The organism is Candidatus Palauibacter sp. (assembly GCF_965216145.1).
Taxonomy (GTDB): Bacteria; Gemmatimonadota; Gemmatimonadetes; order Palauibacterales; family Palauibacteraceae; genus Palauibacter.
Genome location: NZ_OZ244149.1, coordinates 2,152,909 through 2,165,458, shown reverse-complemented (window position 1 = coordinate 2,165,458; position 12,550 = coordinate 2,152,909). Strand labels below are relative to the sequence as shown.

General features: G+C 66.7%; 6 protein-coding genes. 1 reads left to right on the top strand and 5 read right to left on the bottom strand.

Annotated elements, in window-relative coordinates:
* Positions 1-51: 51 nt before the first annotated feature.
* Positions 52-1,167, top strand: coding sequence for a carboxypeptidase regulatory-like domain-containing protein (locus tag ACOOHF_RS09455; protein WP_420461457.1), 1,116 nt, complete (start codon positions 52-54; stop codon positions 1,165-1,167).
* Here the strand turns inward: ACOOHF_RS09455 and ACOOHF_RS09450 are convergent.
* The 5 genes from ACOOHF_RS09450 to ACOOHF_RS09430 all read right to left on the bottom strand — a co-directional run bounded on the left by ACOOHF_RS09450 (position 1,164) and on the right by ACOOHF_RS09430 (position 12,169).
* Positions 1,164-1,367: a hypothetical protein gene (locus ACOOHF_RS09450; protein WP_419934757.1), complete on the bottom strand. Its 204-nt coding sequence runs from the start codon at positions 1,365-1,367 to the stop codon at positions 1,164-1,166. The two genes, ACOOHF_RS09455 and ACOOHF_RS09450, sit on opposite strands and share 4 nt — an antisense overlap.
* A 193-nt stretch (positions 1,368-1,560) precedes the next feature.
* Positions 1,561-3,288, bottom strand: a complete 1,728-nt coding sequence (locus ACOOHF_RS09445) for a hypothetical protein (RefSeq protein ID WP_420461456.1) — start codon at positions 3,286-3,288, stop codon at positions 1,561-1,563.
* Between the two features lie 44 nt (positions 3,289-3,332).
* Positions 3,333-6,680, bottom strand: a complete 3,348-nt coding sequence (locus tag ACOOHF_RS09440) for a SusC/RagA family TonB-linked outer membrane protein (RefSeq protein WP_420464318.1) — start codon at positions 6,678-6,680, stop codon at positions 3,333-3,335.
* Between the two features lie 348 nt (positions 6,681-7,028).
* Positions 7,029-8,756, bottom strand: coding sequence for a hypothetical protein (locus ACOOHF_RS09435; protein WP_420464317.1), 1,728 nt, complete (start codon positions 8,754-8,756; stop codon positions 7,029-7,031).
* A 47-nt stretch (positions 8,757-8,803) separates the two neighbouring features.
* Positions 8,804-12,169, bottom strand: coding sequence for a SusC/RagA family TonB-linked outer membrane protein (locus ACOOHF_RS09430; RefSeq protein ID WP_420464316.1), 3,366 nt, complete (start codon positions 12,167-12,169; stop codon positions 8,804-8,806).
* Positions 12,170-12,550: the final 381 nt, after the last annotated feature.

Here is a 12,550-nt window from a genome sequence, read left to right as displayed (position 1 = left end):
GGCAGCCCGGGGCAGGCCGCTGTGCATGCATCAGAACCCTTCGATCCTCGAATGGGCGAGACCATCGTCCGGCGCTCCGTCTGCGCGATCGTGACGCTGATCGTCCTGTCCGGTGGCGCTCCACGCCTCGCCGGCCAACTCGATCCCGCCCTCGTCCGCGCCCGCTGCGAGGTCGTCCACCAGATCGAGAATCAATCGATCATCTACGGGGCGATCATCGACGGGCGGAGCGGCATGCCGCTCCCGGGGAGCCGCGTACACCTCGAGTGGAACACGAGAGGCGAGGGCGGCGCGATGTTCCAGAACCGGGTCGCGGCCGACTCGGAGGACGGCAGCTACATCTTCTGCGACGTACCGCAGGGCACCCGTCTCACCGCCTGGGCGGACGCGCTCGGTCTCACCAGCCCGCGCGTCGCTTTCGTCCTCGAGGGAGGCGAAACGGTCCGCGAAGACCTGAATGTCATCTTGCAGCAGGCCCTCGGGGCCGTGTCCGGGTTCTTGATCGACGATTCCACGGAACAGCCGATCGGCGGCGCCACGATCCGGATCGCAAGGGCCGCGGCCGAGGACGTCACGGACTCGAACGGGGGGTTCCGTCTCGTAGATGTCCCGGTGGGACCGCACGAAGTCGTCATCCGACATATCGCCTACGGTGAGCCGACGATGGACCTCGTGGTCGATCAGGCGATGAGTACGCACGCCGTCATCCGCCTGGAGCCCCGGGCGATCGCCGTCGAACCCATCGCGGTCACGATCACCGCGCGCAGGAAGTGGCTCGAGGACAACGAATTCTACCATCGCCTCGAACGCCAGCTGGGCTCGTTCGTCACGCCCGAGGAGGTCGACCGCCAGCCGCACCGCACGCTGGCCGAGGTCCTGCGGACGATCCCCGCCATAAACCTCAGGCAGAGGTGTTTTCCGCACTGCCAGGTCCAGATCGAGATGGCGGGTTCTACGATGCGCGGGTGCATACCGACATTCTACGTTGACGGCCGCCGCGTCCATCAGCTCACCGATCCGGACGACGCGATGATCGATCTCGATACGCTGGCCGTGGGGCCGGAGATCGCCGCGGTGGAGGTCTATCGCGGTGTCTCGGAGTCTCCTCCGCAGTTCTACGGACGCTGCGGGTCCATCGTCATCTGGACCCGCCGCGGGCTGCGCTAGTGCCCTGAAGGTCCGAGCGGGACGATGCTGTTCCCCGGATTCCCGGGGTTCGGCTCATCCAGCCCGGGGTCCGGCATCGAGTCGGTGTCCGACCGGAGTCGCGCCCCGACGTCGAGATCCACGCAGCCGGTGGCGAAACTCCCCGCGAGGCCCATCAGGACGGCCATCAGCGCCAGGACCGGCGCACTCTTGTTCCTCATCTACAACTCCTCGTCAAGCCTCAGGCATCGCGTGTGGAGACTAGCGCGGACGACATCCGCCGCACAACAAACATAACGTCTCGGGCGCGCGGTTTCTTACAGACAGAAAGAGGCCACCGGGCGAACCCGGTGGCCTCTCTTCGGTCCGAACTCGCCCGAAGGCGCTCCGGACGCGGCGTCCCGCCGAGGGCGGCTAGCGGACGATCAGAGTCGCTTGCCCGCCCCGGCGCGCGGCCGCCTGACTCGCCCGCAGCCGTTCGAGCGAGAAGGACGCCCGCTCGAGCGCGGAGGTCAGGCTTCCCGGCACGATCGCCGGGGGCGTCGGGTTGCCGGCCGAACTCGGCTCCCCGCCACCGAAGGTATAGACGTCCCGCTGCAGGACTTCGAGGTCCGCGGCCGGGATCGGCAACTGCAGCGCGGTCCCCGCCGGGAGGATGTCGTTGCGGCGTCCGTGGAAGAACTCCAGCCCGCCGAACAGGTTGAACACGTTCTCGAAGTGCTCGAACCACATCGCGTCGCGCAGGTTGCCGCAGCGGCCCCCCACGTCGTATCGCTTGCGCGGCGTGCACTCGCCCGCCGAGTTCGACGGCACCGCGTCCGTCGGGTTCGAAGGCGCGGGCGGAAGCCCCGCCTGCATCCGCGTCACGTTGATGATGTCCGCGGCGCCCGCGAAGTTGCCCATGCGGTAGTGCCCCTCGGCGATGTAGTGATCGAACTCGTTCGAGGTCATGTGCTCCATGGTGCCGAACTCGCACCTGCTGCAGCTGAGCGTATAGTGGTCGTAGCGAGAATCGCCGTAGTGCGACTGACGATACGTGCCGCGTTCGGGCCGGAAGATCACCGTCGCGTTGTAGCGGGCCACCGGGCCCGTGGACGCGGCCGTGGGACTCACGCTCTCTCCCAGCGTGCCGTGTTCGTTCACCGCCGGGAAGCGCTTGTCGTCGCCGAACGTCAGCTGCCGGGCCGTGCGCTGCTCCGTGGGGAAGGTGAGCCAGTCCTGATACTCGCCGCTCTGGTCCGCCATGCCGACCCAGTCCATGTGCATGCGGTGCCAGGTCCGGTTCTCCTGCGCGAAGATCTTCAGACCGTCCCACCACGCCGTATCCGACGACCGGTCTTCACCGTTCACGACGACATCCTGCATCCCGTTCTGCGCGTTCGAGATGATCTGACTCCAGTTCGCGCCCGCTGCCTCGGCATCGGTTCGCGGCAGGTTCGCCGCGCAGCGCGCCTTCCAGCTCACCAGATAGTCGGCGAACTCCTGGTTGCTCCACGGGTTCCCGTTGATCCAGCTCTCTTCGAGGGTGAATGACGCGGCCCGGACCGCCGATTCGGCTTCGTCCAGCTTGCCCATCGCGTAGGCGAAGACCGCGTTGTAGTCGACCGTGTCGAGTTCACCGTTGAGATCGACCGTCTCGTCGACGATGAACGCTTGATCGTACCACAGGGAGAGCAGACAGCTCAGCATGGCCTGGCTCGCGATGGCGAAGGCGCGTGCCCGCGCGTTCCGCTCGCCGCCGGGACCGATCTCCAGACCCTCGTCGAGGGCTCGGATCCCGTCCGAGGCGGCCGAGATGCCGCCGTACGCATCGCCCCAGTTCGCCTCGAAGACGTAGGCGGGGCTGTACGACGCCGCGTTCGGCAGGGGCTCCCGGGGCTCACGGCCGAGGTCGTTCATCCCCATGTTGCCCCATGTCGCCGTGTGACGGCTCGACATGTGGTTGAAGGCGAAGTTCGGGTTGGTCCAGTAGTGCCCGATCTCCCAGACCTTCTGGAAGGAACTCGCTATGAGCGTCTCCACATCGTCCGGCCCGGCCAGCGCGCGCGCGCGGTCCGGCTCGTTCGGGTTGTCGACCTGCAGGTCGCAGCCCGTAAAGCCGAGCGCCAGCGCGAGGGCCGGTAGTGTCAGCTTCCTTTTCATCGTGCCTCCGTTTTTGCTTCCGTTGCCTAATCGAGATTCGCTGATCAGAAGACCAGTTCCGCCGATACAGTGAAGGTGCGGAAGTTCGGATATCCGAAGCTGTCCACGCGGTTGAGGGTTTCGCTCCCCAACGATCCACCGCTACGGCCGACCTCTGGGTCGTAGCCGCGGTATCCGGTGAGGGTGATCAGGTTGCGACCGATCAGGTTCATCGTGACCCGGTCGAACACGCCCCCGAACAGACCCTCGATCATGGTCTGAGGCAGCGTGAAGCCGAGCGACAGCTCACGCACCTTGAGCCAGTCGCCATCCTCGGCGAACCAGGAGTTGTCCGAGCCGACGTTGTAGATGACCGAGGCGTATCCGGTCGGCTTGTTGAACTCGAGCGGCTTGCCCGTCTGGTCCACGTCCTCGCCGCGCAGTTCGCGAAGCGCCCACTGCGCCGTGTTGTTGTAGACCTTGTGACCCACGGACGCCTCGAGGAGGGCGTTCAGGCTCAGGCCCTTGTACCGGAAGTTCGTCGCGAAGGACGTGTTGAAATCCGGCGTCGTGTTCCCGTAGGGCAGGAACTCGGTGAGGCGGCACTTGTCCATGTAGTCCGTCGGGTTCGACGCCACGCAGGCCGGCGAACGGTCCTGGACGTAGATCGGGTTCCCCCACGCGTACATTCGCTCCCCGTCCTCGGCGTCCACCGCGACGGTCGTGCCCCAGAGTCCGCTGCTGAACCCCTCGGTGAAATCGGAACTGCCCGTCGGCACGAGCAACCCGTCGTCGTTCACCTGGAAGTTCGAGGCGCAGGTGGAGGCGGATATCCCGACCGGCGCGAGCTGCTCGCAACTCGTCGCCAGCACCTCGCCCCACAGCTCGCCCAGCGGACGACCCTCGGAGACGAAGAACGTCCCCTGGGTGAAGTCCGGCACGTCCAGCCGCGTGACCTCCTGCTTCGTCTTGTCCCAGTTCACGCGGAACTGCAGGCCCATGTCCTGCTCGTCGATCGGCGCGTAGCGGAGCGACACCTCGTACGTCTGCGCCGCGATCGCGCCCGCGTTCTGCCATTGGTTCGAGAAGCCCACGAACGCCGGCTGCGGGACGAGCAGGAGCTGGTCATCCGTCGTCTGCCACGCGTAGGTGAGGTCGAGCCCGAGGTTCTCGAAGAACACGAAGTTCATCCCGGCCTCGCGCTCGGTCGTGAACTCGGGCTTCAGCGCCGTGTTCCCGAGGTTGACCGGGAAGATCGCGCCCGCCGAGACGCCGAACGTCTCGTACTGGGCGAAGAAGTTCGGCCGTCCGCCTGCCGTCCCCAGCGAGAAGCGCAGCTTGAACTCGTCGATCGCGTCGATGTTCCAGAAGTCCTCCTGCGCGATCCGCCACGCGACCGAGCCCCGGTAGTACGTCTGCCAGCGCTCGTCCGGGCCGAACAGCGAGGAGCCGTCGCGGCGGATCAGACCGTCGAGGATGTAGCGGCCGCGGTAGTCCACGCTCGCGATCGCGAACAGCCCCTCCGCCTTGATCGAACGGACCTGGTTTCTGCCGGTCGTCTCGCCGACGATCGCGCCGAAGTTCGGCACGTCCTGGACCGAGAAGCGGCTCCCGAACACACCGTTCGAGCCGAAAGCCTGGTCCTCGATCAGGTAGCGGACCTTCCCGCGGGCCGTGAGATCGCCGTCCATGAACGTCTGGCTGGCGCCGAGCGTCACCGAGGCGTTGATCGCCTCGTCCGTGAAGTTGTACTCCCTCAGGCTGCCGCCGGTGACCTCGCCCGTACCGCTGGCGGCGGAGGTGCGCTCGTTCTTGGGGCGGATCGTGTAGTCGCGGAAGTCCGTGCGGTCGAACGAGGCGTTCGCCTCGAACGTCAGCCAGTCGAGCCCCGACGGCGAGTAGTTGAGGTCCACCGAGCCCATCGTCCGCGTCCGCTTGTCCCGACTGTCGTTGACGGAGAGCAGGTAGAGCGGGTTCGCCTCGATCGACTGCGGGTCCGCGTCGATGTCGGGGTATCCGTCGAACGGATCGATGCCCGAGATATCGATCGCCGGAGAGACGAAGGTCAGCCGCGAGAAGGCGCTCGTGGCGACGGCCTTGTCGTCCTGGTCGGCGCGCGAGTAGAAGCCGCTCGCCGCGATGTCGAGGTCGCCGAAGCGTGTGTCGACGTTCAGCCGCACGTTCTGCCGCTGGTAGCCCTCGTCGTTGGGCGTCCCGACGTCAAAGGGCGTCAAGCCCTGGGCGACGCGGTCCGCGTTCAGATCGGCGAGGTTGTCGATGCACGCCGTGCAGCGCACCACGCCGGCCTCGCTGAACTGGTTCGCGCTCACCCGGAAGCTCGACTCGCCGAAACGGCCCGTCACCGCCCCGTACACGTCCATCGTCGCGCCCGGCTCGAAGAACGTGTCCATGTGGTCCAGCAGCTCGCCCGGGAAGGCCTGGTTCGCGAACGCGGTCGACGTCGTGCCGTTCTCGCCGACGTTGATCTGGTTGTAGAGCAGCGCCGACCCGAAGCCCTGGCGGTTGAGGTCGCGGAAGTCGACCTCGTTCCCGTCGGTATCGATGAACTTCGTCCCGGCCGCGTTCATCGTGTACGGGTGAGACTGCACGAGGCCGATGTCACCGACGAGCTGGCCCCTGCCATATTCGCCGCGCGCCAGGATGTTCAGCGAGTTCGTCTGCAGGCCCGTGCCGCGCTTCGTCGTGATCTGGATCACGCCGTTCTGCGCCCGCGAGCCGTACAGCGACGACGCCGCCGCTCCCTTCACGATCTCCACATGGTCGACATCCAGCGCGCCCACGTCGGAGAGAGAGGCGCTCTCGGACTGGATCACGCCGTCGATCACGATCAGCGGCTGCATGCTGCGGCCGGACGAATTAATCGACGTCGGGCCGCGCAGCAGGATCCCCGCCGCCTGGCCGGGCTGGCCGGAGCCGGAAATCACGGATACGCCCGCCGCCTTGCCCGCCAGCAGCGACGAGACGTCCGCCGCCGGGACAGGGATGTCCTGCGCCGAAAGACGCTCCACCGTGAACGGGAGCTTCACCTGCGGCGTCTCGCCGACCACCCCCGTGACCACGATGTCCTGAATCCGGAGCGCCGTCTGCTGCACGGAGAAGTCCGCCGTGGCCACCTGCCCCGACTGGACCGTCACCGTCTGCGAGAGTTCGCGGTAGCCGATCAGACGCACCGTCACCGTCTGCTCGCCCGTCGGCACCCCTTCCAGACGGTACGTGCCCTCAGCGCCCGAAAGCGTCCCGACCACCGTACCCGCCACGAATACCTGCGCGCCCGCTACCGGGGCCATCGACTCCGCGTCGGTCACCGTCCCCGACACCGCCCCCTGGGCGAGCAGCGGAGCCGCGCCGATAAAGAGCCAGGCGCTCACTGCGATGGCGGCCAGCGCGCTCACGCGCTTCCGCCTTTCTGACAAGTCAAACAACATGGATCACCCTCCTGTGCCAGCGGGACAAAAAAAACGCACCCCCGGCCATCGCCCGCATGGGCGTGACGAGGAGGTGCGCACAACTTCCTCCGAGATCCGTATGTAAAGAGACATCCTTCATGGGCCCCCGGCCCTCGAGCGAACCCTGCACCGCCCTCCACCTTAAACGACCTGTGACCCCACAATCGTGACACCCGGCAGAAGCGACGGTGGCGTCCGCCGCGTCCCCGGACCCAAACATGGTCACAATATCCGCCCCGCGACAGGGGAGGGGGCTCACGCCCCCGCCCTCCTGCCGAAGTCCCGAATTTCCAACTAGCGGACCACGAGGTCCTGGTTCGCGCGCGCGGCTTTCTGCTGTGCCCGGAGGCGATGCAGCGCGAAGGCCGCCCGCTCCAGCGCGGCGTCGAGGCTGCCCGGAACGATCGACGGAGGCGTCGGATTCCCGGCACCGCCGCCGGCGCTCCCGCCGAAGGTGTAGATGTCCCGCTGCAGCACTTCGAGGTCGGCGGCCGGCATGGGAAGTTGCAGCGCCGTGCCCGACGGCAGGATGTCGTTGCGGCGTCCGTGGAAGAACTCCAGCCCGCCGAACACGTTGAACACGTTCTCGAAGTGCTCGAACCACATCGCGTCGCGCAGGTTTCCGCAGCGGCCCTGCACGTCGTACCGCTTGCGCGGCGTACACTCGCCCGCCCCGTTCGACGGCACCAGATCCGTCGGGTTCGACGGCGCCGGCGGCAGCCCGGCCTCCATCCGTGTCACGTTGATGATGTCCGCCGCACCCCCGAAGTCCCCCATCCGGTAGAGGCCCTCGGCGATGTAGTGGCTCAACTCCTGCTCGGTCATCTCCTCCATGTCCCCGGACTCGCAGAAGTTGCAACTCAGGGTGTACACGTCGTACCGCGCGTCGCCGTAGTGCGACTGCCTGTATGTCCCGCGCGAGGCGATGAAGATGATGTTCGCGTTGTAGCGGTGAAGCGGGCCCGTGGATGCGGCCGTGGGACTCACGCTCTCCCCCAGGGCCCCGTCCTCGTTGACGGGCGGGAAGCGCTTGTCATCGCCGAAGGTCATTTTGCGCGCCGTCCGGCTCTGAGTCGGGAGCGAGAGCCAGTCCTGGTATTCTCCGCTCTGGTCCGCCATGCCGACCCAGTCCATGTGCATGCGGTGCCAGGTGCCGTTCTGCTGCGCCTTCGCCTTCAGATCGTCGAACCAGGAGGTGTCCGACGAACGGTCTTCGCCGATCACCACGACGTTCTGCATGCCGCTGCGGGCGTTCGCGATGATCTGGCTCCAGTTCGCCCCCGCCGCCTCCGCGTCGGTCCGCGGCAGGTTCGCGGCGCAGCGCGCCTTCCAGCTCACCAGATAATCGGCGAACTCCTGGTTGCTCCACGAGTTTCCGTTGATCCACGCATCCTCGAGCGTGAACGAAGCCGCCCGCGCGGCGGACTCCGCTTCGTCCAGCTTGCCCATCGCGTAGGCGAACATGGCGTTGTAGTCGACCGTCTCGAGTTCGCCGGTGATGTCCGTCGTCTCGTCGACGATGAAGGCCTGGTCGTACCACATCGAGAGCAGGCAGCTCAGCACGGCCTGGTTCGCGACGGCGAACGCCCGCGCCCGCGCGTTCCGTTCTCCACCCGGGCCGATCTCCAGCCCCTCGTCGATGGCCCGGACCCCGTCCGAAGCCGCCGAGATGCCGCCGTAGGCGTCCTGCCAGTGCTCCGAGAACACGTACGACCAGCGGTACGAGGTCGAGTTCGGCATCGGCTCGCGGGGCTCGCGACCGAGGTCGTTCTGCCCGTTGTTGCCCCAGGTGGCCGTGTGGCGGCTCGACATGTGATTGAACGCGAAGTTCGCGTTATCCCAGTAGTGTCCCATCGCCCAGACCTGCTGATAGGTGCTGGCGATGAGCGTCTCCACGTCGTCCGGGCTGGCCAGCGCCCGCCCCCGGTCCGGCTCGTTCGGGTTGCTGACCTGAAGGTCACAGCCCGACAAGCCGACCAGGAGCGCCAGTGCAAAGGCGGGAAGTGTCAGCTTCTTTTTCATGGTCCCTCCATTAGTTCGATCACGATCTTCCGCTCCATTGCCCCGGGTCAGAAGACCAGTTCGGCCGAGAAGGTGAATGTACGGAAGTTCGGATAGCCGAAGCTGTCGTATCGCTGCAGCGTCGAACTCGCGATTTCCCCGCCGGATCGTCCGACCTCGGGATCGTACCCCCGATAGTCGGTGATCGTGAGGAGATTGCGGCCGATGAGGTTCAGCGTGATCCGGTCGAACACGCTGCCGAACAGGCCTCGCATCATCGACTCGGGCAGCGTGTAGCCGACCGACAACTCGCGAATCTTGATCCAGTCCCCGTCCTCGCGGAACCAGTCGTTGTCGTTGTTCGACGTGTAGAGCCCGGCGACGTATCCGATGGACTTGTTGAACTCGAGCGGCTTGCCCGTCTGGTCCACATCCTCGCCACGGTCATCCCGAAGAGACCACTGCGCCGTGTTGTTGTAGATCGAGTGGCCCATCGACGACTCGACCAGGGCGTTCACACTCAGGCTCTTCCAGCGGAAGTTCGATCCGAACGAGACGTTGAAGTCCGGCGTCGTGTTCCCGAACGGCAGGATGTCCGTGAGCTGGCACTTGTCCGTGAAGTTGGACGGGTTCTTCGCCACGCACGCCGGCGAGTAGTCGAGGACCCTGACCGGGAGGCCCCAGCCGAACAGCTGGTCCCCGGTGCCCGTGGTGACGTCGCCGTCCGTGCCCCACAGACCGCTGCTGAACCCCTCGGTGAAGTCGGCGCCGCCCGTCCACACGAGCAGCCCGTCGTCGTTCACCTGGAAGTTGGCGCTGCAGTCCGACGCCGAGACCCCGATCGGCGAGAGGTCCGAGCACGTCTTCGCCAGCACGTGGCCCCACATCTCGCCCAGGGGGCGACCCTCGGCGACGAAGAACGTCCCCTGCTGGTAAGGGGGTACGTCCAGCCGCGTGATCTCCTGCTTCGTCTTGTCCCAGTTCACGCGGAACTGCAGGCCCATGTCCTGCGTGTCGATCGGCGCGTAGCGGAGCGACGCCTCGTACGTCTGCGCCGCGATCGCGCCCGCGTTCTGCCACTGGCTCGAAAAGCCCACGAACGCCGGCTGTGGAACCCGGAGCAACTGATCGTCCGTCGTCTGCCACGCGTACGTCAGGTCGAGGCCCAGATTGTCGAAGAAGACGAAGTTCATCCCGGCCTCGCGCTCGGTCGTGAACTCCGGCTTCAGCGCCGTGTTCCCGAGGTTGATCGGGAAGATCGCGCCGCCCGAAACACCGAACGTCTCGTACTGGGCGAAGAAGTTCGGCCGGCCGCCCGCCGTTCCGAGCGAGAAGCGCAGCTTGAACTCGTCGATCGCGTCGATGTTCCAGAAGTCCTCCTGCGCGATCCGCCACGCGACCGAGCCCCGGTAGTACGTCTGCCAGCGCTCGTCCGGGCCGAACAGCGAGGAGCCGTCCCGGCGGATCAGACCGTCGAGGATGTAGCGGCCGCGGTAGTCCACGCTCGCGATCCCGAACAGACCCTCCGCCTTGATCGAACGGACCTGGTTGTTCCCGCTCGTCGCGCCGATGATCGCGCCGAAGTTCGGCACGTCCTGCACGGAGAACTGGCTCCCGAACACGCCGTTCGAGCCGAAAGCCTGGTCCTCGATCAGGTAGCGGACCTTCCCGCGGGCCGTGAGATCGCCGTCCATGAAGGTCTCACTGGCGCCGAGCGTCACCGAGGCGTTGATCGCCTCATCGGTGTAGTTGTACTCGCGCAGGCTGCCGCCCGTCGGTCCCTCTCGCGTCTTCTCGTTCTTCGGAAAGAGCGTGTAGTCGTAGAAGTCCGTGCGGTCGAACGAGGCGTTCGCCTCGAACGTCAGCCAGTCGATGCCCGCCGGCGAGTAGTTGAGGTCCACCGAGCCCATCGTCCGCGTCCGCTTGTCCCGGCTGTCGACGACCGCGAGCAGGTACAGCGGGTTGGACGAGATCGACTGCGTGTCGGCATCGATGAGCGGGTAGCCGTCCGTCGGATCGATCTGCGTGAGGTCGACCGCGGGAGACGCGAAGGTCAGCTGGCTGAAGGCGCTGTTCGCCACGGCCTTGTCATCCTGGTTCGCACGCGAGTAGAAGCCGCTCGCCGCGATGTCCAGGTCGCCGAAGCGCGTGTCCACGTTCAGGCGCACGTTCTGCCGCTCGTAACCGTCATCGTCCGGAAGCCCCACGTCGAAGGCTGTCAGCCCCTGGGCCACCCGGTCGGCGTTGAGCGAGGCGAGGTTGTCGATACACGGCGTACAGCGCACCACGCCGCCCTCCCTGAACTGGTCCACGCTCACCCGGAAGCTCGACTCGCCGAAGCGGCCCGTCACCGCCCCGTAGGCGTCCGTCGTCTCGCCCGGCTCGAAGAACGTGTCCATGTGGTCGAACAGCTCGTGCGGGAACGCCTGGTTCGCGAACGCCGTAAAGGAATTTCCCGGCTCGTCCGGGGTGATCTGGTTCGCGAGGACCGGGGCTCCGAAACCGGGGCGGCTAAGGTCGGTGAAGTCGACCTCGTTCCCGTCGGAATCGATGAACTTCGTCCCTGCCGAGTTCATCAGGTACGGATGGGAGCGCGTCAGGCCCACGTCGCCGACGAGCTGGCCCATCCCGTATTCGCCTCGCGCGAGGATGCTAAGCGAGTTCGTCTGCAGACCCGTGCCGCGCTTCGTCGTGATCTGGATCACGCCGTTCTGCGCCCGCGAGCCGAACAGCGACGCCGCCGCCGCTCCCTTCACGATCTCCACGTGCTCGACGTCCAGCGCGCCCACGTCGGAGAGCGTCGCGCTCTCGGACTGGATCACGCCATCGATCACGATCAGCGGCCCCAGCGAGCGGCCGGACGAGTTGATCGAGGTCGGGCCGCGCAGCAGGACCGAAGCCTCCGCGCCGGGCTGGCCCGAACCGGAAACCACGGATACGCCCGCCGCCTTCGCGGTCAGCAGCGAAGAGACGTCGGCCGCCGGGACCGGGAAGTCCTGCGCGGAGAGACGCACCACCGTGAACGGGAGCTTCACCTGCGGCGTCTCGCCGACCACCCCCGTGACCACGATGTCCTGAATCCGCAGCGCCGTCTGCACCACGGAGAAGTCCGCCGTGGCCACCTGCCCCGACTGGACCGTCACCGTCTGCGAGAGCTCGCGATAGCCGATGAGACGCACGCTCACCGTCTGCTGGCCCGTCGGCACCCCCTCGAGGCGGTACGTGCCCTCCGGGCCCGACAGCGTTCCGATCACCGTTCCGGCAACGAACACCTGGGCGCCCGCTACCGGGGCCATCGACTCCGCGTCGGTCACCGTCCCCGACACCGCCCCCTGGGCGAGCAGCGGAGCCGCACCGATAAAGAGCCAGACACTCACTGCGGTGGCGGCCAGCGCGCTCACGCGCTTCCGCCCTCCTGACAAGTCAAACAGCATGGATCACCTCCTGTGCCAGCGGGATCCTCCCCTGCGACCCGCGATTCCGGGGGGCGTTCGCCCCCGCTCGACACGGCCGGGCCGACACGCCGGATCGAGAAATCACCAAAAAAAACGCACCCCGCATCATCGCCCGCGGGCGGGACACAAAGGTGCGTGGTTGCTGTCTGCGCAGAGTTCTCTGCAAGAGCCGCCCTCCTGTGGGCCCCGGGACTCCAGAGCGCGCGCCCCGGACGCCGGGGGAAGCCTGTCCAGGCTCCTTGTTCGCCAAGGATATCCTCACCCTAAACGTCTCATGGCCCCGCGACTGTGACAAGACCACGGGACTTTCCGACGACGGCCCCCGCTGAAGCCAAAAAAACACACCTCCGGGCCAAGCCC